General features: G+C 71.7%; 17 protein-coding genes. 10 read left to right on the plus strand and 7 right to left on the minus strand.

Translation table 11 applies throughout. The annotated features are described in order from the left end of the window. Nucleotides 1-177: 177 nt before the first annotated feature. From OHT01_RS31150 to OHT01_RS31160, 3 genes are all read left to right on the plus strand, one after another. Entirely contained in the window at nt 178-1521 is a 1344-nt protein-coding gene (locus OHT01_RS31150; RefSeq protein WP_328556426.1) for an ABC transporter ATP-binding protein, read from the plus strand. A 102-nt stretch (nt 1522-1623) separates the two neighbouring features. Further along, the gene (locus tag OHT01_RS31155; protein ID WP_328556427.1) at nt 1624-3012 is read left to right on the plus strand and encodes an aldehyde dehydrogenase family protein; all 1389 of its coding nucleotides are present in this window, start codon (nt 1624-1626) and stop codon (nt 3010-3012) included. Between the two features lie 10 nt (nt 3013-3022). Continuing rightward, nucleotides 3023-4105 (plus strand): Zn-dependent alcohol dehydrogenase, encoded by a 1083-nt coding sequence (locus tag OHT01_RS31160; protein WP_328556428.1) that lies wholly within the window; start codon nt 3023-3025, stop codon nt 4103-4105. A 115-nt stretch (nt 4106-4220) separates the two neighbouring features. Here OHT01_RS31160 and OHT01_RS31165 read toward each other — a convergent pair whose 3' ends face one another. Both OHT01_RS31165 and OHT01_RS31170 read right to left on the minus strand, forming a co-directional pair. Further along, on the minus strand, nt 4221-5267 hold the full coding sequence (locus OHT01_RS31165; RefSeq protein WP_328556429.1) for a DMT family transporter: 1047 nt from the start codon (nt 5265-5267) through the stop codon (nt 4221-4223). A 145-nt stretch (nt 5268-5412) separates the two neighbouring features. After that, nucleotides 5413-6054 carry a TetR/AcrR family transcriptional regulator gene (locus tag OHT01_RS31170; protein ID WP_328556430.1) on the minus strand — a complete coding sequence of 214 codons (642 nt, stop codon included), beginning with the start codon at nt 6052-6054 and terminating at the stop codon, nt 5413-5415. An 89-nt stretch (nt 6055-6143) separates the two neighbouring features. On the opposite strand from OHT01_RS31170, the gene OHT01_RS31175 reads away from it, so the two are divergent. The 3 genes from OHT01_RS31175 to OHT01_RS31185 all read left to right on the plus strand — a co-directional run bounded on the left by OHT01_RS31175 (nt 6144) and on the right by OHT01_RS31185 (nt 8403). Then, nucleotides 6144-7295, plus strand: coding sequence for an acyl-CoA dehydrogenase family protein (locus OHT01_RS31175; protein ID WP_328556431.1), 1152 nt, complete (start codon nt 6144-6146; stop codon nt 7293-7295). Nucleotides 7296-7425: 130 nt separating this feature from the next. Further along, a complete protein-coding gene (locus OHT01_RS31180; RefSeq protein WP_328556432.1) occupies nt 7426-7680 on the plus strand; it encodes a YiaA/YiaB family inner membrane protein in 255 nt (84 codons plus the stop codon). Between the two features lie 96 nt (nt 7681-7776). Continuing rightward, nucleotides 7777-8403: a TetR/AcrR family transcriptional regulator gene (locus OHT01_RS31185; RefSeq protein WP_328556433.1), complete on the plus strand. Its 627-nt coding sequence runs from the start codon at nt 7777-7779 to the stop codon at nt 8401-8403. Nucleotides 8404-8436: 33 nt separating this feature from the next. On the opposite strand, the gene OHT01_RS31190 is transcribed toward OHT01_RS31185, so the two are convergent. Further along, nucleotides 8437-8898, minus strand: a complete 462-nt coding sequence (locus OHT01_RS31190) for a MaoC family dehydratase (protein WP_328556434.1) — start codon at nt 8896-8898, stop codon at nt 8437-8439. A gap of 105 nt (nt 8899-9003) precedes the next feature. On the opposite strand from OHT01_RS31190, the gene soxR reads away from it, so the two are divergent. Continuing rightward, the gene (gene soxR / locus OHT01_RS31195) at nt 9004-9555 is read left to right on the plus strand and encodes a redox-sensitive transcriptional activator SoxR (RefSeq protein ID WP_328556435.1); all 552 of its coding nucleotides are present in this window, start codon (nt 9004-9006) and stop codon (nt 9553-9555) included. A 75-nt stretch (nt 9556-9630) separates the two neighbouring features. Here the strand turns inward: soxR and OHT01_RS31200 are convergent, their stop codons facing one another. Continuing rightward, the gene (locus OHT01_RS31200; protein WP_328556436.1) at nt 9631-10737 is read right to left on the minus strand and encodes an RNA ligase (ATP); all 1107 of its coding nucleotides are present in this window, start codon (nt 10735-10737) and stop codon (nt 9631-9633) included. A gap of 632 nt (nt 10738-11369) precedes the next feature. Then, on the minus strand, nt 11370-11972 hold the full coding sequence (locus OHT01_RS31205; RefSeq protein ID WP_328556437.1) for a hypothetical protein: 603 nt from the start codon (nt 11970-11972) through the stop codon (nt 11370-11372). Between the two features lie 299 nt (nt 11973-12271). On the opposite strand from OHT01_RS31205, the gene OHT01_RS31210 reads away from it, so the two are divergent. After that, a complete protein-coding gene (locus OHT01_RS31210) occupies nt 12272-15058 on the plus strand; it encodes a penicillin acylase family protein (protein WP_328556438.1) in 2787 nt (928 codons plus the stop codon). A 60-nt stretch (nt 15059-15118) separates the two neighbouring features. On the opposite strand, the gene OHT01_RS31215 is transcribed toward OHT01_RS31210, so the two are convergent. After that, nucleotides 15119-16441, minus strand: coding sequence for a serine-threonine protein kinase (locus OHT01_RS31215; protein WP_328556439.1), 1323 nt, complete (start codon nt 16439-16441; stop codon nt 15119-15121). A gap of 126 nt (nt 16442-16567) precedes the next feature. Continuing rightward, nucleotides 16568-17815 carry an exo-beta-N-acetylmuramidase NamZ family protein gene (locus tag OHT01_RS31220; RefSeq protein ID WP_328556440.1) on the minus strand — a complete coding sequence of 416 codons (1248 nt, stop codon included), beginning with the start codon at nt 17813-17815 and terminating at the stop codon, nt 16568-16570. Between the two features lie 203 nt (nt 17816-18018). Between OHT01_RS31220 and OHT01_RS31225 the strand changes: the two genes are divergently transcribed. After that, a complete protein-coding gene (locus OHT01_RS31225; RefSeq protein ID WP_328556441.1) occupies nt 18019-18783 on the plus strand; it encodes an SDR family oxidoreductase in 765 nt (254 codons plus the stop codon). Beyond that, the gene (locus tag OHT01_RS31230; RefSeq protein WP_328556442.1) at nt 18780-20441 is read left to right on the plus strand and encodes an AMP-binding protein; all 1662 of its coding nucleotides are present in this window, start codon (nt 18780-18782) and stop codon (nt 20439-20441) included. Before OHT01_RS31225 ends, OHT01_RS31230 begins: the two co-directional genes overlap by 4 nt. Nucleotides 20442-20477: the final 36 nt, after the last annotated feature.

Genomic DNA, 20477 nt, shown 5'->3' on the forward strand with positions numbered 1-20477 from the left:
ACCGGTATCCGATCGTCCGTTTCCGCCCGTACCGAACCGGCCCGTCCGATACCGCCGAGTGTCTTCCCCCGGGTGTGTGCGGTCCGTTAGCTTCCGTGACTCAAGGTCCCGTACGACCCGTACGGGACGACCGGCCGCGGAGCACCAGCGCCTTGCACGCCCCCGGGGGCACCTGTCATGACACGCGCCATCTCCCTGCACCACGTCAGCAAGTCGTACACCCGCGGGGCCCGCGTGGTGGAACGGCTCTCGCTGGACATCCGGCCCGGCGAATTCCTCGTCCTGCTCGGCCCCTCCGGCTGCGGCAAGTCGACCGTGCTGAGGATGATCGCGGGGCTGGAGGAGGTCACCGAGGGCGAGGTGCGGCTGGACGGGGAGTACGCCAACGACCTGCCGCCGTCCGAGCGGAACATGGCGATGGTGTTCCAGAACTTCGCCCTCTACCCGAGCATGACCAGCCGCGACAACATCGGCTTCCCGCTGCGCATCGAGACGCCCGGCGAGGACCCGCGCGCCCGGGTGGACGCCACCGCGCGGATGCTCGGCATCCAGGATCTCCTGGACCGCTTCCCCAACCAGCTCTCCGGCGGCGAGCGGCAGCGCGTCGCGATGGGCCGGGCGATAGCCCGCCACCCCTCCGCCTTCCTGATGGACGAGCCGCTGTCCAACCTCGACGCCAAACTCCGCAACCACCTGCGGGCCGAGATCTCCCGGCTCACCAGGGACCTGGGCGCCACCACGGTCTACGTCACCCACGACCAGGCCGAGGCCATGTCGCTCGGCGACCGGGTCGCCGTGCTGCGCGGTGGAGTCCTCCAGCAACTGGGCACGCCCCGCACGGTCTACGGACTGCCCGCGAACGTCTTCGTCGCCGCGTTCATCGGCACCCCCCGGATCAACCTGCTGCGCGGGCTCGTCCGGGCCCCGCTCGACGGGGCCATGACGATCAGCCTCGGCAAGCAGTATCTGCGGCTGCCCGAACCCCTGTGCCTGGACCACCAGTTGCTCCGGGTGCAGCAGGGCCGTGAGGTGATCGTCGGGCTGCGCTCCGAGGCCGTCCGGCTCGCCAGGCCCTCCGAGGCGCGGCCCGGCGAGGTGGCGATCAGCGGCCTGGTCGAGCATGTCGAGTTCCAGGGGCACGAGGTCCTCGTCCACTTCAACACGGGCTCGCGGCCCGCCTTCGTGCCGGACCTGGAGTCGCCGCGGCCGACGCGGGCGACGCGTCGGCGTCGGCGGGACGGCACCGTCCTGGACCGGCTCCGGGGGCGCGCCGGGGCGCTGCGGGCCGGGCCGGTCGTCGTCCTCGACCATCCCTCGGACGCGGAGACCGATCTTCCCGGACAGACACCGCCCGAGGGCCGGCTGCCCGGCGATCTGGTGGTGCGCACCACGCCGGACATCGAACTCCGCCACGGCATGCAGGTCCCGCTCCTCGTGGACATCGCCCATCTGTTCGTCTTCGACCGGAACGGCGAACGGATCTGCCCGGCACCGGCGCGGCTGCCCGATCTGGAGGAGTGAGCACCGGGCGGGGCCTCCCGCGCGGCGGGTCCCCCTGGCGCCGCAAAACTATCACCGCTAGTTTAGGGTGCGGACGACGCTGCCCCGCCCGGGAGGAACACGATGAAGGCACATGACGGCATGTACATCGACGGGGCCTGGCGCCCCGCCGCCGGACGGGACACGATCGAGGTCGTGAACCCGGTCGACGAGCAGGTGATCGGCCGTGTCCCGGCGGGCTCGGCCCTGGACGTCGACACCGCCGTACGCGCCGCCCGCGCCGCGTTCCCCGGCTGGGCCGCCACCGCGCCCGCCGAGCGGGCCGCCCGGCTGGCCGCGCTCAGGGACGTCCTGGCGGCTCGCAAGGACGAGATCGCCGAGACCGTGACCGCCGAGCTCGGAGCGCCGCTCGCGTTCTCCCAGGCGGTGCACGCGGGCGTCCCGGTGCTGGTCGCCGGTTCCTACGCCGAGCTGGCGGCGACGTACGCCTTCGAGGAGAAGGTCGGCAACTCGACCGTCTACCAGGAGCCCGTCGGTGTCGTCGGCGCGATCACGCCCTGGAACTATCCGCTCCACCAGATCGTCGCCAAGGTCGCCCCCGCGCTCGCCGCGGGCTGCACGGTCGTGCTGAAGCCCGCCGAGGACACCCCGCTCACCGCCCAGCTCTTCGCCGAGGCCGTGGCCGAGGCCGGCGTCCCGGCCGGTGTCTTCAACCTCGTCACCGGCCTCGGCCCCGTCGCGGGGCAGGCCCTCGCCGAGCATCCGGACGTCGACCTGGTCTCCTTCACCGGCTCCACCGCGGTCGGCAGGCGGATCGGCGCCACCGCGGGCGCCGCCGTCAAGCGCGTCGCCCTCGAACTCGGCGGCAAGTCCGCCAACGTCATCCTGCCGAGCGCCGACCTCGCCAAGGCCGTGAACGTCGGCGTCGCCAACGTGATGTCCAACTCCGGCCAGACATGCAGCGCCTGGACCCGCATGCTGGTCCCCGCCGACCGCTACGACGAGGCGGTCGAACTGGCCGCGGCCGCCGCCGCGAAGTACGGCGACCGGATCGGCCCTGTCGTCAACGCCAAGCAGCGGGACCGGGTGCGCGGTTACATCGAGAAGGGTGTCGCCGAGGGCGCGCGGCTCGTCGCGGGCGGCCCCGAATCCCCTCGTGAACAGGGCTACTTCATCAGCCCCACCGTCTTCGCCGACGTCACCGAGCGGATGGCGATCGCGCAGGAGGAGATCTTCGGCCCGGTCCTGTCGATCCTGCGTTACGAGGACGAGGAGGACGCCCTGCGGATCGCCAACGGCACCGTCTACGGGCTCGCGGGCGCGGTGTGGGCCGGCGAGGAGTCCGAGGCGGTCGCCTTCGCCCGGCGCCTCGACACCGGCCAGGTCGACATCAACGGAGGGCGCTTCAACCCCCTGGCCCCCTTCGGCGGTTACAAGCAGTCGGGCGTCGGGCGCGAACTCGGCGCCCACGGCCTGTCCGAGTACCTCCAGACCAAGTCCCTCCAGTTCTAGGAGCGTTCACGTGGTTCGCGCCGCTGTCCTTCCCGCCGTGGGTGCCCCGCTGGAGATCGCCGAGATCGAACTCCCCGACCCGGGACCGGGCCGGGTCCGAGTCCGGCTGGCCGCCGCCGGGGTCTGCCACTCCGACCTGTCCCTCTCCAACGGCACCATGCGGGTGCCGGTGCCCGCCGTCCTCGGACATGAGGGCGCCGGTACCGTCGTCGCGGTCGGCGAAGGCGTCACCCAGGTCGCGCCCGGCTCCCGAGTTGTCCTCAACTGGGCTCCCTCGTGCGGGACTTGCCACGCCTGCTCACTCGGCGAGGTATGGCTGTGCGCCGACGCGCTGACCGGCGCGGGAAGTGTGTACGCCCGTCGCGCCTCCGACGGGAGCGATCTGCACCCGGGCCTGAACGTCGCCGCCTTCGCGGAGGAGACGGTGGTGCCGGTGTCCTGCCTGCTGCCCGCCCCGGACGGCATCCCGCTCACCGAGGCCGCCCTGCTCGGCTGCGCGGTCCTCACCGGATACGGCGCCGTCCACCACTCCGCCAAGGTCCGGCCCGGCGAGACCGTCGCCGTGTTCGGCGTCGGCGGGGTCGGGCTCGCGGCGCTGCAGGCCGCCCGGATCGCGGGCGCCTCGAAGATCGTCGCGGTCGACGTCTCACCCGAGAAGGAGGGGCTCGCCCGCGAGGCCGGGGCCACCGACTACGTCGTCGCCTCCGACACCACCGCCCGTGACATCCGCGCCCTGACCGGCAAACAGGGCGTCGACGTCGCCGTCGAATGCGTCGGCCGAGCCGTCACCATCCGCACCGCCTGGGATTCGACCCGGCGCGGCGGCCGCACCACGGTCGTCGGTATCGGGGGCAAGGACCAGCAGGTCACCTTCAACGCCCTGGAGATCTTCCACTGGGGCAGGACCCTCGCGGGCTGTGTGTACGGCAATTCCGACCCGGCCCGCGATCTGCCGGTGCTCGCCGACCACGTCCGCGCGGGCCGCCTGGACCTCGGCGGCCTGGTCACCGACCGCATCGCCCTGGACGGCATCCCGGCGGCCTTCGACAACATGATCGCGGGCAAGGGAGGGCGGGCGCTGGTGGTCTTCTAGGGCGCCAGGCGTGCCAGGCCCGCCAGGCGTCGCGGGCCGGACGGGACTTCCGAAACACGCCCTGGGCCCCCGGGCCGCCCTGGAGGGGCCTGCCCCACCCCAAGGCGGCCCGGGGTCAGGCCTGTTCGGCCCGGGACTCCGGTGCCGCGCCCGTCGAGGACAAGGGAGTCGCGGTACCAGCGGCGGGGGCGGCGTCCGTCCCTGCCGGTGGCGCGTCCGTCGGTCCGGCGACCGAGTCCGGGACGGGCGCCGACGCCGTACGCCGCCGGGGCCTGGAGCGCGACACCGCCACGCCCGCCAGGCACAGCGCCCCGCCCGCCAGCGTCAGCAGCCCCGGGACCTCGTCGAGGAAGAGCCAGGACATCAGCACCACCAGGGCGGGCACCGCGTACGTCGTCGCGCCCATCCGGCTGGCGCTCGTCCGGGCGAGGGCGTACGCCCAGGTCGTGAACGCCAGCGCGGTCGGGAAGACGCCCAGGTAGACCATGTCGAGGGTGGCCGGGAGAGGAGCGGCGGCCGCGTCGTGGACGAGCTGTCCCGTGAACGGCAGACACACCACGGCCCCGACCAGACAGCCGTAGGCCGTCACCTGGAGCACGCTCGCGCGCCCGAGCGCCGGCTTCTGCGCGACGACCCCTCCGGCGTACGCGACGGCGGCGAGCAGGCACAGCACGACACCGAGCACCGAGGAACCGCCGCCGCCGGACATCGAGAGCCCCACCGCGACCGCCCCCGCGAACGACACCGCCATGCCGGCGAGCAGCCGCGGCGGCATGGCGTCCCCGAGCAGCCGGGCGCCCAGCAGGGCGATCAGGATCGGGCCGATGTTCACCACCAGCGCCGCCGTACCCGCGTCCACCTGCTGCTCGCCCCAGTTCAGGGCCACCATGTAGAACCCGAACCACAGCACCCCGGATATCGCGATGCCGCGCCAGGCGCCGCGCGGCGGCAGCCCCTCGCCGCGCACGACACAGACGGCGCCGAGCACCAGAGCTCCCGCGAGCAGACGTCCGAGGGCGAGCGCGCCGGGCGAGTAGGCGGCACCCGCGCTGCGGATCGCGACGAACGCGGAGGCCCACAGCCCCACGGTGACGGTGGCCGCACCGGCGGCGAGCAACTGCGGACGCCGGTCGACCGGCGCGCTGCGGGAGATGTTCGTCATGCTCTTGAGACTAGGCGGGGCGAGGAGATCGGTCGCGCGGATTTCGGACCCGGAGGTCGTGGGCGCACAGGGGGAGGAACCCCAGCTCAGCCCGGCGCGGGCGGCCGGCACGAGTCCGCTCGGGCTTCCCGGGCGTCCAGCCCGGTCAGGCCTCCTGGGCCAGCCCCGCGTACTGCACCGCCAGGCCGTCCAGCAGCGCGCCGAGCCCCGTCTCGAAGGCCCGCTCGTCGATCTTCTCCTGCTGTTCGGCGAGGAGGTGCGCCTGCCCCAGATGGGGATAGTCGGCGGGGTCGTACGCGCTCTCGTCGTCCACGAAACCCCCGGCGAACGACCCCAGCGCGGACCCCATGATGAAGTACCGCATCAGCGCCCCGATCGAGGTGGCCTGGCTCGGCGGCCAGCCCGCGTCGACCATGGCCCCGAAGACGGCGTCGGCGAGCCGCAGTCCGGCAGGCCGGCGGCCCGGACCGCGCGCGAGGACCGGGACGATGTTCGGATGGTCGCGCAGGGCGGCACGGTAGGAGACGGCCCAGTCGTGCAGCGAGGTCCGCCAGTCGCGACCGTCCTCGAACATCGACAGGTCGACCTGTCCGCTCACCGAGTCCGCGACCGCTTCCAGGATCTGGTCCTTGGTGCGGAAGTGGTTGTAGAGGGAGGGTCCGCTCACCCCGAGCTCCGCGGCGAGCCGGCGGGTCGAGACGGCCGGCAGCCCCTCGGTGTCCACCAGGGCCCGCGCCGTCTCGACGATGCGGTCGGTGCTGAGGAGGGGCTTGCGCGGTCGGGCCATGGCGCACATAGTAGGGCTGCACCAGTAAACTAGCAGTGCTAATTTAAATGTACGGCTTTCAAAGTCCGCTATCTGTGGGGTGACCCGGCATGAACCTTGGGCTCAGCGATGAGCAGACCGCCGTCCGGCAGCTCGCCCAGGACTTCGTGCGCCGCGAGATCGCCCCGCACGTCGTCGAGTGGGACCGCGCGGAGGACGTCGACCGGTCCATCGTGAAGAAGCTCGGCGAGGTCGGCTTCCTCGGCCTCACCGTCGACGAGGAGTACGGCGGCAGCGGCGGCGACCACCTCGCGTACTGCCTGGTCACCGAGGAACTGGGGCGCGGCGACTCCTCCGTGCGCGGAATCGTCTCCGTCTCGCTCGGGCTCGTCGCCAAGACCGTCGCGTCCTGGGGGGGCGAGGAGCAGAAGCGGCGGTGGCTGCCGGGGCTGACCTCCGGCGAGTACGTCGGCTGCTTCGGACTCACCGAGCCGGGCACCGGCTCCGACGCGGGCCAGTTGTCGACACGGGCCGTACGCGACGGCGGCGACTACGTCATCAACGGCACCAAGATGTTCATCACGAACGGCACCTGGGCCGATGTGGTGCTCCTCTTCGCCCGCTCCACGGACGCCCCGGGCCACAAGGGCGTCTCCGCCTTCCTGGTGCCGGCCGACACCCCCGGTCTGAGCCGCCGCACCATCCACGGCAAGCTCGGGCTGCGCGGCCAGGCCACCGCCGAACTCGCCTTCGAGGACGTGCGCGTTCCGGCGAGCGCCATGCTGGCCCCCGAGGGCAAGGGCTTCGCCGTCGCCATGTCCGCGCTGGCCAAGGGCCGGATGTCGGTGGCCGCCGGCTGTGTCGGCATCGCCCAGGCCGCGCTGGACGCGGCGGTGACGTACGCGACCGAGCGCGAGCAGTTCGGCAAGACCATCGCGCACCACCAGCTCGTCCAGGAACTGCTCAGCGACATCGCCGTCGACGTGGACGCGGCGCGGCTGCTCACCTGGCGCGTCGCCGATCTCATAGACCGCGGGCTGCCGTTCGCGACGGAGTCCTCGAAGGCCAAGCTGTTCGCGTCCGAGGCCGCCGTGCGCGCCGCGAACAACGCCCTCCAGGTCTACGGGGGTTACGGCTACATCGACGAGTACCCGGTCGGCAAACTGCTGCGCGACGCCCGCGTGATGACCCTCTACGAGGGCACCAGTCAGATCCAGAAACTGGTGATCGGGCGCGCGCTGACGGGTGTCTCGGCGTTCTGACCCCGAGTCGCGCGAGCGGGCGCGTACAGGTCGGAGTGGGTCCGGGTCCGAGTGGGCACGTGTCCGAGTGAGTACGTGTCTGAGTACGACGACGGATGTGGCGGCGGCCACATCCGCCGATCCTTGTCCCATGACCGAGACACCCGTCAAACAGCAGAACACGGCCGCCTTCTACGGTCAGGCCGTGGCGTCGTTCTCCGTCGCGATGGCCGCCACCGCGCTCGGCATCTTCAAGCTCCAGGCCGACGCGTGGGTGCGGGGCTTCCTGGCCGTCGCCGTCCTCTATCTGGTCACCTCCTCCTTCACCCTGGCCAAGGTCATCCGTGACCGCCAGGACGGGCCCCGCCCGGGCGCCCGGGTCTACGACCCTTTCGAGAAGCTCTGAGCCCCGCCCGGCCATGACCTGGCCGAAGACGCTAAGCGCTCGCTCAGGTTCGGGGGTATGGTGTTCACCCTGTCAGTCGAGAAGGGGCGAACAGCGATGAGTACGGCGCAGGAGACGCCCGGCGGCGAGATGCAGCCGTGGGCCGAGGTGACCCCGGACGCGGCACGGCGGCTGCTCGTCGCCGCGGTGGAGGCCTTCGCCGAGCGCGGGTACCACGCGACGACGACCCGGGACATCGCGGGCCGCGCGGGCATGAGCCCGGCCGCGCTGTACATCCACTACAAGACCAAGGAAGAGCTGCTCCACCGGATCAGCCGTATCGGCCACGACAAGGCGCTGGACATCGTCCGCAGCGCGGCCGAGGGCGAGGGCACGGCCGCCGAGCGGCTCTCCGACGCCGTACGGTCCTTCGTGCGGTGGCACGCGGGCCAGCACACCACCGCCCGCGTCGTCCAGTACGAGCTCGACGCCCTCGGGCCCGACGCGCGCGCCGAGATCATCGCGCTGCGCCGCCAGGTCGACGCGGAGGTCCGCAGCATCATCCAGGACGGTGTCGAGGCGGGCGACTTCGACGTCCCGGACGTCCCCGGCACCACCCTCGCCGTGCTGTCCCTGTGCATCGACGTGGCCCGCTGGTTCAACGTCGACGGTCCCCGGACGCCGGACGAGGTCGGCGCGCTCTACGCGGACCTGGTCCGGCGGATGGTGGGGTACAAGGGGTAGGCGCCCCCCGCGGGCCCGGGACGTGGGCGTGGGTCAGAGGTAGTAGCGCGAGACCGACTCCGCGACGCAGACCGGCTTGTCGCCGCCCTCGCGCTCCACGGTGAAGGCCACCGAGACCTGGACTCCGCCGGGCACGTCGTCCACCGCGGTGATCGTCGCGGTGGCGCGCAGCCGCGAGCCGACGGGCACGGGGGCGGGGAAACGGACCTTGTTGGTCCCGTAGTTGACGCCCATCTTCACGCCTTCGACGCCGATCAGCTGCGGGCCGAAGAGCGGCAGCAGCGACAGGGTGAGATAGCCGTGCGCGATCGTGGTGCCGAACGGACCCGTCGCGGCCTTCTCGGGATCGACGTGGATCCACTGGTGGTCGCCGGTGGCCTCCGCGAACAGGTCGATCCGCTTCTGCTCGACCTCGACCCAGTCCGTGTACCCCAGCTGCTCGCCCACGGCGCCCCGCAGTTCGTCGACCGTCGCGAACATCCTCGGCTCTGCCATGTCCTGGCCTCCCGCATCTCATAGTCTAAGCGACTGCTTAGCATGGTCGGCCGCGCGGCGCATGTCAACGGAACGCACGTGTGACGCGCTGGGTAGGTTGGAGGAGTGCCCCAGATCCCCGAGACGGTCCACGAGCTGACCGTCGGACAGTTGTCGGCCCGCAGTGGCGCGGCCGTCTCCGCCCTCCACTTCTACGAGTCCAAGGGCCTGATCAGCAGCCGCCGCACCTCGGGCAACCAGCGCCGCTACCACCGTGACGCGCTGCGCCGGGTCGCCTTCGTCCGGGCCGCCCAGCGCGTCGGCATCCCGCTCGCCACCATCCGCGAGGCGCTCGCCGAACTCCCCGAGGAGCGCACCCCGACGCGGGAGGACTGGGCCCGGCTGTCGCGGACCTGGCGCTCCGAGCTCGACGAGCGGATCAAACAGCTCGGCCGGCTGCGCGACCACCTCACGGACTGCATCGGCTGCGGCTGCCTCTCCCTGGAGAACTGCGTGCTCTCCAACCCCGACGACGTCCTCGGCGAGCGCCGGTCCGGCTCCCGGCTCATGGTGGAGCGGACCGGCGCGCAGCCGGCGCCGCCGCCGCAGGAGCGGAGGCCCGCGGCGGCGTGCGAACCCGGGCCGCGCCGGGAACCGGCGGCGGGGGACTGCGGCTGACGTGACGTCCCCGCGCCGCTCGAAGCCCTGCTCGAAGCCCTGCTCGAAGCCCTGCTCGGAACGCCGCTCGAAGTCCTACTCGAACTCCGTGCCGCCCTTGCGGGTCAGGTACGCCGGGCTGACCGCCTTCGCGATGGCGCGTCCGCCCGTCACCGGGCTGTACCGCTCGGCGGCCACGAAGGTCCCCTCCGGCCCGGTGGGGGCGGGAGCGCCGGGGCGGATCACGACGCCCTCGCGCAGGTGCAGCCCGCGACCGGACACGGTCTCCCTGCCGGAGGCGGCCTCCAGGACGCGTTCGATGTCGTACGGGCCCTCGTACAGCCTTGGTACCAGCGGGAGTTCGCCGGTCAGCAGCTCCTGCGCGTCCAGCCAGCGGATCTCGCCGTCGATCTCCGCGGACACGTCGAACACGGCGTAGCCGATCGTCTCGCGGCGACCGTCGGCGCCGTACGACAGGTCCTGCACGCCCGCCCCGTACACCTCGCCGAAGATGCCGACGCGGCGCGCGCCGAGGCGTACGGCGATGCGAGCGGCGGCCTCCGCGACGCCGTGACCGCGTACGGCGCGCCAGTACAGGTTGCGCGGATCCTCCTTCAGGGCGAGGGACTTGGCGCCGAAGCCCTTCGAGGAGACATGGACGCGGTCCTCGTCGGCGAGGTAGGTCAGCAGGCACGCCGAACCGTGCAGCTTCTCCGTCAGGACGACGGGCTCGCCCGGGGTGAAGATGTCCGGGTACCGCTGGATGTTCTCGATGTCGACCCAGGGCAGCAGTCCGGGCGCCGACTCGACCTCGCCGCTCATGGTGGGCGGAACCGGCGGTACCCATTTCACGATGCCGAGCGACTCGGCGAAGTCCGTGCCGTCCTCGGCGGCCCGCGCCAGATCCACGTCCGCCAGCGCCTTCGGCCGGCACACGATGCCCTGCGACAGCTCGCCGCGCAGCCGTACCGCCCTGACCCGGTCCGACGCGCTGCCCGCGAGACGCCCCGTCAGCCCCAGCTCCTCGATCAGCCCGGCCGGCAGCACGGACTGCTCCGGGATGTAGAGGGCCCACTCGCCGGTGCGGTAGGCGCCCTTGGCGACCACGGCTCGGTACAGGCCCACCTGGGCCAGTTCGAGCGCGTCGGCGTTCGGGTGTTCGTGGACGGTCAGCATTTCGGCGGTGACGCGCAGCGTCGACATGGGGGACTCCTCGGGTGGCTCAGCCGTGTTTCATCGCCCCGACTGTCCATGGCGAAAACCCCCTGGAACCAACGGATTCCCGCCTGCTAACCTCGGCCGCCGCGCAGACGTCGCGTCAGCTCCGGCGCGCGAGGCCGCCTCCGGCCGGACGAGCCCGTTGAGACCTCCGTCGCCCGCGGTTTCCCGGACAACGCCCGCTTCCCGTCCGGGAGTCGGAGGGGTCCCTTCCCCCGCGCTCGGTCAGTGCGGCGAGGTCCGCAGTCCTCGGGCCGCGGCGCGGACCGGATGCGGGCCAGACACGGCTCCCCCGTTCGGCCGGCGTCCGGGGCCGGACAGTGTCGTCCGAGGCGCCGACTCGGGCCGCCCTCGGCCGCGCGGCGGGTCATCGGCACCGTTGGCATCGGCACGACGGCGCCGTCGTGCCGATACGGACGCTCTGTTCGGACGATACGGACGCTCTGTTCGGACGGACCGGCACCCTGCCCCCGATGGTGCCGGACACCACCGGCGATCAGGACGCCAGGAACCGCGCGCCCGGTCGCGGACCCTCCGCGGCCGACGGCTCACCCGCAGTTCCCTGTCCGGTACCGCTCAGCCCGGCGGCGTCCCGGCCGCCCGGCCCGGCGAGGCGTTCACGCGGACACGAGCAGCCGGACGCGCCTGGCTCCGGCCAGCGCTTCCGGGGTCAGGACGGGCCGCGGCACCACGATTCCGCAGCTCGTGCAGACGGGACCCGACGACGGTTCGTGGGCCAGGTCGTACATCCATACAAGGCGCTCACCGGCGCACACCGGGCAGACAGCGCCCGGCTCGCGCTCCAGTGCGGCGATCAGCCGTCGCAGCACCTCTGCCAGTGGTTCATGGGGGTGGACACGGGGGTTGTCGCACCAGGCGACACCGAAACCGCCCCAGGTCAGCCGGTGCCAGTCGTCGACACTGCCCGGCCTGCGCAGCCCGTCGTGCTTCTCCTTCTTGCGGCGCTGCGCGAACTCGACCTCGTAGGCGAGCCAGACGGAGCGGGCCTCCTCCAGTTCGTCCAGTGCGGCCACGAGCCGCACCGGATCGGGGGACCGGTCCTCGGGACCGAACCCGGCCCGGGAACACAGATGGTCCCAGGTCGCCCTGTGCCCGTAAGGGGCGAACCTCTCCAGGCACTTGCGCAGTGAGTACCGCCGTAGTGCCAGATCACACCTCGGATCTCGCACCTGTCTCGCCAGACTCCGGAAACCGGCCATCGCCCTGCACCTCCGTCACACCTGCACCTGTACTCCGGTCACTTCGGCGCCGTCTCGTACGGACGTCGTCGAGTAGACGTATCGACAAGCGATTCGGCTCCATCCAATTTTCCGATGACCGCCACAAGCCCCTCGCCGAGTGCCCTGGACCTACCTCCCGTTGCTGTCAGCCGGCTGTACACCGGCTGTCCGACGCGCTCCGTGCTCGCGATGAATCCCAAAAACTGACGCATGTTCATCTTCAAACTCGGGGATACCGGCGGTAACGTCCGGCCCACCCCCCGTCGGTAGGAGCTGACATGCCACCGAGCACCCCACGCACCACCCTGGACAGACTGAGAACTCCCCGCAGATTCCCCAAGTTCCTCAAGGCGGCATCCCTATGCGTGCTCATTGCCGGCCTTTTGTCGCCGCTTTCCCAGGCGGCCGCCGCCGACACCTCGATCGCCGCGAACGACTACTGCGGCGGCCAGTGCTCGGACATCCTGCCGCCCGGTGAGAACGGCAACGCGACCCTCGCCCAGATCCTGCTCAACCAGGCCTTCGGCACCCAGCCCAGTCACGCCGAGGACCAGCTCGCCACGTACGGCAACCTGGCCTCCGGTCGCTCCACGCTCACCGACGCCAAGATCAACGACTTCTTCAACGACGCCTCCTTCGGCGTCGCCTCCAACCAGGTCGAGTCGACCACCAAGCCCGGCGGACGCACCGATGTGACGATCGTCCGCGACAAGAAGACGGGCGTGCCGCACATCACCGGCACCACCCGCTACGGCACCGAGTACGGCGCCGGCTACGCCGCGGCCCAGGACCGGCTGTGGCTGATGGACGTCTTCCGGCACGTCGGACGCGGCCAACTGACCAGCTTCGCGGGCGGCGCGGCCTCCAACCAGGGCCTTGAGCAGGAGTTCTGGCGCAACGCGCCCTACACCGAGGCCGATCTCCAGGCTCAGATCGACGAGGCGACCAGCAGGGCCGGCGCCCGCGGAAGCCAGGCCCTCACCGACGCCAACGCCTATCTCGACGGCATCAACGCCTACATAGACGCCTCCGACAGCGGCCGCTACTTCCCCGGCGAATACGTTCTGACCGGCCACAAGGACTCCATCACCAACGCCGGCACCATCGACCACTTCAAGCTCACCGACCTGGTCGCGCTGGCCTCCGTCATCGGCTCGCTCTTCGGCTCCGGGGGCGGCGGCGAGGTCAACAACGCCCTCTCGCTGCTCGCGGCCCAGAACCAGTACGGAGTGACCGAGGGCACCAAGGTCTGGGAGTCCTTCCGCGAGCGCAACGACCCGGAAGCGGCGCTCACCGTGCACAACGGGGAGAGCTTCCCGTACGCAGCCAGGCCCGACACCCCGCAGGGCGAGGCGCTTCCCGACGCCGGCTCGGTGACCCAGGAGCCGCTGGTCTACGACCGCACCGGCAGCGCGGCCACCGCGAGCGCGACCAGCGCCTCGGCCACGGCGGCAAAGACGTCGCTCACCTCCGCCAAGCGCGGGATGTCCAACGCCCTCGTGGTCAGCGGCAAGTACACCGCCAGTGGCCACCCGATCGCCGTCTTCGGCCCGCAGACCGGCTATTTCGCGCCACAGCTGCTCATGCTCCAGGAGATCCAGGGTCCGGGGCTCAGCGCGCGCGGCGCCTCCTTCGCGGGTCTGAGCATGTACGTCGAACTCGGCCGCGGCCAGGACTACTCCTGGAGCGCGACGACCTCCGGCCAGGACATCATCGACACCTACGCGGTCGAGCTGTGCCAGGACGACTACCACTACCTGTACCACGGCACCTGCACGGCGATGGACAAGGTCGAGCGGACCAACTCCTGGACGCCGACCACCGCCGACGGCACCGCGGCCGGCTCGTACCGCATGCAGGTCTACCGGACCAAGTACGGGCCCGTGGAATACCGCGCGACGGTCGGCGGCAAGAAGGTCGCGTACACCACCCTGCGCAGTTCCTACATGCACGAGGCCGACTCGATCATCGGCTTCCAGATGCTCAACGACCCCGACTACGTGAAGAGTCCGGCGACCTTCCAGAGCGCGGTGCAGAACATCAACTACACCTTCAACTGGTTCTACGCCGACTCGGCGCACACCGCCTACTACAACAGCGGCGACAACCCGGTGCGGGCGAACGGGGTCGACGCAGAGTTCCCGGTGTGGGCCCAGGCCGCGTACGAATGGCAGGGCTGGGACCCGGCCACCAACACCGCCTCCTACACCCCGGCGTCCGCGCACCCCAACTCGGTCGACCAGGACTACTACATCTCCTGGAACAACAAGCAGGCCAAGGACTACACGACGGCCTCCTGGGGCGACGGTTCGGTGCACCGCGGCGACCTGCTGGAGGACCGCGTCTCCAAGCTGGTCGCGGCGGGCGGAGTGACCAGATCCGCGCTGGTGAAGGCCATGGCCGACGCGTCACTGGCCGATCTGCGGGCCGAGGACGTGCTCCCGAACCTGCTCAAGGTCGTCAACAGCTCTCCGGTCACGGACTCCACGGCCGCGGCCGCGGTGAGCAAGCTGTCCGCCTGGGTGACGGCGGGCGCCAAGCGCACCGAGACCTCGGCGGGCTCGCACACCTACGCCGACGCCGACGCGATCCGCATCCTGGACGCCTGGTGGCCGCTGCTGGTGAAGGCGGAGTTCCAGCCGGGGCTCGGCAGTGACCTGTACACCGCGTTCGGCAGCAACCTCCCCGTCGACGAGGCGCCGTCGGCCGGGCACGGACCGACCGGCTCGCACGCCGGAAGCTCCTTCCAGTTCGGCTGGTGGAGCTATGTCGACAAGGACATCCGGGCCGTGCTCGGGGAGTCCGTGCAGGGCGGCCTGTCGCAGAAGTACTGCGGCGCCGGCAGTCTCACCGCCTGCAGGGACGCCCTGATCAGCTCGCTGAAGGAGGCGGCCGGCAAGACCGCGTCGGACGTCTACCCCGGCGACGACCAGTGCTCGGCGGGCGACCAGTGGTGCGCCGACTCGATCGTCCAGCGGACGCTCGGCGGCATCAAGCACGGCAAGATCACCTGGCAGAACCGGCCGACCTTCCAGCAGGTCGTCGAGTACACCTCGCACCGGTGAGCACGGAACGGCGCCGACAGGACAGGCTCTAGGAGCGATCGGCACCGGAGCGGCGGCGGGTCAGCGGACGCGGCCCGCCGCCAGCACCACCTGCGCCAGTTCGCGATGGCAGATGTCGCTGTGCGCACCCGCCGGGGCGCCGCCCCGGCACACCACCGAGGCGGCGTCGACGTTCACGCACCCCGACACCGGCAGCCGGGTGCGCAGGGCCTCCGCGAGCGTCAGCGCCCTGGTCCCGGGCACCGCCTGCACCCCGTCGTGGCCCATCGCGCCCCACTGCTCGCCCAGGGCGCCGCCGATGCCGAAGTCCGCCACGACGGACCGGTCGTCCCCCGCCATCCGCGAGGCCAGCGGGTAGATCGTGCCGAGCGCCGCGTCGAAGCGGGAGTAGCAGCACACCAGGGGGCCGTCGATCCGGTTGTACTGCCCGTCCAGCACCCCGCTCGCCCGTGCGTCGTGCGGCAGCCGCGCCGCGAACGCGTAGTGGGAGAAGGCACCTTGGAGCAGGGTCACCGACTTCACCGTGCGCACACCGGGGGGCAGTCCACGCAGCGCGAAGGAGACCAGCCGGCCGCCGAAACTGTGCCCGACCAGATGTACCCGTACGTCCGGTGCCGCCGACGCGAGCCGGCCGATCGCCCGGCCGAGCCCGCGTTCACCGACGGTGCCCGCCCGCCGCTTCATCGCGTAGTACGTGGCCTGGCGCAGCAGTTCGAGCGCGCCGTCCCACGGCCGGGGCAGCGCGAACGCCTCGGCGCCGGGGCCCGCGGCCCCCGCGAGCGCCCGCGCGAACTCGGCGCACACCGTCGGGGTGTCCCCGAAGAGCATCTCGGGATCGCTCTCCGGTACGCCCTCCGCCAGGGTGTCCGCCGCGAAGGAGTTCTGCGGTCCCTGCGGCCGGACCTCGACGAGCAGCCGCACGAGGCGGCCGAACTCCTCCAACGAGGCTCCGTCGTACGGCTGTTGGTCGAGAAGCCGGTCGATCTGCTCGACCACGCTGGCGCGGCCGGGGAACACCTCCAGAAGGGCGTGCCGGGTGTTCTTGCCGAGCGGTGAACCGGTGTCCGGGACGGCATCGGCGGCCACCGACGGACGGAAGTCGGGGATCGGCTCGTCGGAGAAGCGCATCGAGGGCCAGACCACCCCCACGTAGCCGAGGCGCGCGGTCGGCGCGAGTCCGGGGACGGGTTCGAAGAACTGGCTGAAGAGCCGGGTGGCTCCGGCGCGGTCGTTGTTCCAGCCGTGCGTGAAGACGATCAGGTCGCGGACCTTGCGGCGCGGCACCTCCTCGATCCACCGGTCCCGCTCCGGGCCGTCCGGGTCCCCGTCCGCGTCGAAGGTCAGCTCCCAGTAGGGAGAGACGCTCATTGCAGGATCCGTCATGACAGGCCCCCTGTCCCCGCGGGCGGTGCGTTATGGGCGCATCGTCCACCCGGCGGGGAAAGTTGGCCATACATCACGACCTATCCGTTCCGCATCCGTCACTCGTCCGTGGAAGTGAGGGGCGTGTCACTTGTAGATGAGGTAATGCTCGCGAACCCGGCGGAAGGCCGCCAGCTCGTCCTGCCAGGCCGCCACGACCTCGTCGGTGCCCGCGCCCGCGTCGATCATCGTGCGCACCAGCGTCGAGCCCGTCAGCTTGTCGATCCAGTCGTCGGAGCGCCAGGCGAAGCCGCTCCAGACCTTCCTCGCGGTCACCAGAAGGGCGATCCCGGTGCGGACGGGGTCGTACGCCGCCCGGTCGTGCACATGGATCTGCACGCCCCCGATGGTCGTGCCCTGGAACTTGGAGAAGGTGGGAGCGAAGTAGGCCTCTCTGAAGTGCACGCCGGGCAGCCCCAGTTCACCGGCCGCCGCGGCCCAGCGCCCGTCGACCCCCGCCGCGCCGAGCAGTTCGAACGGCCGCGTCGTGCCCCGCCCCTCCGAGAGGTTCGTCCCCTCGAAGAGACACGTCCCGGAGTACACCAGCGCGGTGTCCGCCGTCGGCATGTTCGGGCTCGGCGGCACCCAGGGCAGCCCCGAGGAGTCGTAGAAGTCCGCGCGCCGCCAGCCCGACATGGGCACGGTGTCCAGTTCCACGGGCGCCGCCAGGTACTCCCCGTTGAAGAGCCGGGCCAGCTCCGCCACCGTCATCCCGTGCGCCTGCGCGATCGGCTGCCGCCCGACGAACGTCGCGAACTCCCTGTGCAGGACCGGCCCTCGGGCCGACCGGCCGGTCACCGGGTTCGGCCGGTCCAGCACCACGAACCGCTTGCCCGCGAGCCGCGCGGCCTCCATGCAGTCGTACAGCGTCCAGATGTACGTGTAGAAGCGCGCTCCCACGTCCTGGATGTCGAAGACGACGGTGTCCACGCCGGACGCGGTGAAGATGTCGGCGAGGGGCTGACCGCTCTTCGAGTACGTGTCGTAGACGGGGAGTCCGGTCGCCGGGTCCTCGTGGCGGCCCTCGGATCCGCCCGCCTGTGCGGTGCCCCGGAAGCCGTGCTCGGGGCCGAAGACGGCGACCAGGTCCACGCGGGCGTCGGCGTGCATGACGTCGACGATGTGGCGGACGTCACGGGTGACGCCCGTGGGGTTGGTGACCACGCCGACGCGCCCGCCGCCGAGCCGGGAGTACCCGGCAGCGGCGAGCCGCTCGAAGCCGGTGCGGAGCCGGGAACCGGGGGCCGTGGCAGGCACCGCCGCCCCCGCGGGCAGGGGCGTCAGGGCCGCGGCGGCGGTGCCGGCCGCGAGCAGTGACCGTCGGGACATACGCATGGGTGACCTCCGTGATCGCGGAAGGCTGGCACCGGCACGCTAAGGGCTCCCGGGGGAAGTTCGTAGAGGACGGCACCCACCGGCCTGTCGTGGCTCGTCGGACGGTCGTTCGAGCCACCGCCGGGAACCCTTCCCTTGTTACATACCGACTGGTTAGTCTGGCGTCGCAGCAGAGCCGTGTCACGTCGCGTCGAAGGAGACCCGTGGTGGAAGCCGTGCAGGGTGCGGGAGTGGTCGTCACCGGAGCGGGAGGCGGCATCGGGGCCGCGCTGGCCCGTCGTTTCGCCGCCGAGGGAGCGCGGGTCGTCGTCAACGACCTCGACGCGGACAAGGTGAAGGCGGTGGCCGACGAGATCGGCGGCATCCCCCTCGTGGGCGACGCCTCGCTGATCGTGGCCGAGGCCCGGGACGCCCTCGGCGGCACGGTCGACGTCTACTGCGCGAACGCGGGAGTCGGCTCGGGAGGCTCCGAGGCGGCCGACGAGTCGGTCTGGGCCCTGGCCTGGGACGTCAACGTGATGGCGCACGTACGCGCGGCCCACGCGCTGCTGCCGGACTGGCTGGAGCGCGGCAGCGGCCGTTTCGTCTCCACCGTCTCGGCCGCCGGACTGCTCACCATGATCGGCGCCGCACCGTACAGCGTCACCAAGCACGGCGCGTACGCGTTCGCCGAGTGGCTGTCGCTGACGTACCGCCACCGTGGTCTGAAGGTGCACGCGATCTGCCCGCAGGGCGTGCGCACGGACATGCTCGACGCGACCGGCAGCGCGGGCGCCCTGGTGCTCCAGCCGACCGCCGTCGAGCCCGAGGCCGTGGCCGACGCGCTCTTCGAGGGGATCGCGCAGGACCGCTTCCTGATCCTTCCGCACCCCGAGGTCGCCGGGTACTACCAGGCGCGGGCCACCGACCCCGACCGCTGGATGACGAACATGAACCACCTCCAGCAGAAGTGGGAGGCCGCCGAGTGACCCGCTATGCCGACCGGCCCTGGGTGGCCCTGCTCAACGAGGCGCAGCGCGGACCCGTGAGCCCCGCCGACACCCTGGTGCACGCCCTCGGGGAGGTCGTCGCGCGGACCCCGGACCGCACCGCGCTCGCGTACTTCGACGGGCGGCTGAGCTATCGCGAGATCGACGAGCTGAGCGACTCCGTGGCCGGGCACCTCGCCTCCCGCGGCGTGGAGCGCGGCGACCGGGTGGCGATCATGCTCCAGAACTCCCCGCACTTCGTGCTCGCCCTGCTCGGGGCGTGGAAGGCCGGCGCGACGGTCGTTCCGGTCAACCCGATGTACAAGTCGGGCGAGGTGGGGCACGTCCTGCACGACGCGCAGGTCGGCGCCCTGGTCTGCACGGACCGCGCCTGGGACGCGTATCTGCGCGAGACCGCCGCCGACTCGCCCGTCCGGGTCGTCCTGACGGCCTGTGAACTGGATCTCCAGACCCGCGACGACCCGCGGGTGCTGTCCTTCGAGCGCCTGCCCCGGGACCCGGGGGCCGACGACCTCCTCGCCGTCGCCCGGCAGGGGCACAAGGCGCCGGGCGACCGTGCCCTCGGCCCGTCCGACATCGCGCTGATCAGCTACACCTCGGGCACCAGCGGCACTCCCAAGGGCGCCACCAACACGCACGGCAACATCATGTACAACGCCGAGCGGCAGCGGACCGGCCTCGCGCTGCCCGAGGCCCCCGTGTACTTCGCGATGGCGCCGCTGTTCCACATCACCGGGATGGTCTGCCAGCTCGCCGCCTGCCTCGACAGCGCGGGCACCCTGGTCCTCGCGTACCGCTTCGAGGCCGGGGTCGTCCTGGACGCGTTCGCCGAACACCGGCCGCTCTACACGGTCGGCCCCTCGACCGCCTTCATGGCGCTGGCCGCCCACCCGGCGGTCACCCCGGACCACTTCTCCTCCTTCGTGAACATCTCCTCCGGCGGCGCCCCGCTGCCGCCCGCCCTCGTCGAGAAGTTCCGGGCCGGCTTCGGGCCGTACATCCGCAACGGCTACGGGCTCACCGAGTGCACCGCGCCGTGCGCCGCGGTGCCGCCCGGCCTGGAGGCGCCGGTGGACCCGGCCTCCGGGACCCTGGCCGTGGGAGTGCCGGGTCCGGACACGGTCGTCCGCATCGTCGACGACCTGGGCGCGGAGGTCCCGTTCGGGGAGCAGGGCGAGATCCTCGTCCGCGGTCCGCAGGTGGTGCCCGGCTACTGGCGGCGCCCCGAAGCCACCGCCGAGACCTTCCCGGACGGCGAACTGCGCACCGGCGACATCGGCTTCATGGACGAGAACGGCTGGCTCTACGTGGTCGACCGGAAGAAGGACATGATCAACGCGTCCGGCTTCAAGGTGTGGCCGCGTGAGGTCGAGGACGTTTTGCACACCCATCCGGCGGTCCGTGAGGCGGCCGTCGTCGGGATCCCGGACGGTTACCGCGGGGAGACCGTCATGGCGTACATCAGCCTGCGGCCGGGCGCTACCGAGGACCCCGCCGCGCTGGCCGAGTACTGCAAGGAGAGACTGGCCGCCTACAAATATCCGCGGCGGGTGGAGATCCTGCCCGAACTGCCGAAGACGGCGAGTGGGAAGATCCTCCGTCGGGAACTGCGTTCCCGGTCCCAGGACCCTTCGTAGTCCCCAGCACTCCTCGCGGACGACGGTTATCGACGT

Source organism: Streptomyces sp. NBC_00358, assembly GCF_036099295.1.
Lineage (GTDB): Bacteria > Actinomycetota > Actinomycetes > Streptomycetales > Streptomycetaceae > Streptomyces.

Excerpts from the sequence above, each read along its gene's own strand:
- OHT01_RS31175 (WP_328556431.1), top strand. The coding sequence starts at position 6,144 with ATGAACCTTGGGCTCAGCGATGAGCAGACCGCCGTCCGGCAGCTCGCC.
- OHT01_RS31210 (WP_328556438.1), top strand. The coding sequence starts at position 12,272 with ATGCCACCGAGCACCCCACGCACCACCCTGGACAGACTGAGAACTCCC.
- OHT01_RS31155 (WP_328556427.1), top strand. The coding sequence starts at position 1,624 with ATGAAGGCACATGACGGCATGTACATCGACGGGGCCTGGCGCCCCGCC.
- OHT01_RS31150 (WP_328556426.1), top strand. The coding sequence starts at position 178 with ATGACACGCGCCATCTCCCTGCACCACGTCAGCAAGTCGTACACCCGC.
- OHT01_RS31165 (WP_328556429.1), bottom strand. The coding sequence starts at position 5,267 with ATGACGAACATCTCCCGCAGCGCGCCGGTCGACCGGCGTCCGCAGTTG.
- OHT01_RS31185 (WP_328556433.1), top strand. The coding sequence starts at position 7,777 with ATGAGTACGGCGCAGGAGACGCCCGGCGGCGAGATGCAGCCGTGGGCC.
- OHT01_RS31180 (WP_328556432.1), top strand. The coding sequence starts at position 7,426 with ATGACCGAGACACCCGTCAAACAGCAGAACACGGCCGCCTTCTACGGT.
- OHT01_RS31205 (WP_328556437.1), bottom strand. The coding sequence starts at position 11,972 with ATGGCCGGTTTCCGGAGTCTGGCGAGACAGGTGCGAGATCCGAGGTGT.
- OHT01_RS31215 (WP_328556439.1), bottom strand. The coding sequence starts at position 16,441 with ATGACGGATCCTGCAATGAGCGTCTCTCCCTACTGGGAGCTGACCTTC.
- OHT01_RS31220 (WP_328556440.1), bottom strand. The coding sequence starts at position 17,815 with ATGCGTATGTCCCGACGGTCACTGCTCGCGGCCGGCACCGCCGCCGCG.
- OHT01_RS31190 (WP_328556434.1), bottom strand. The coding sequence starts at position 8,898 with ATGGCAGAGCCGAGGATGTTCGCGACGGTCGACGAACTGCGGGGCGCC.
- OHT01_RS31200 (WP_328556436.1), bottom strand. The coding sequence starts at position 10,737 with ATGTCGACGCTGCGCGTCACCGCCGAAATGCTGACCGTCCACGAACAC.
- OHT01_RS31170 (WP_328556430.1), bottom strand. The coding sequence starts at position 6,054 with ATGGCCCGACCGCGCAAGCCCCTCCTCAGCACCGACCGCATCGTCGAG.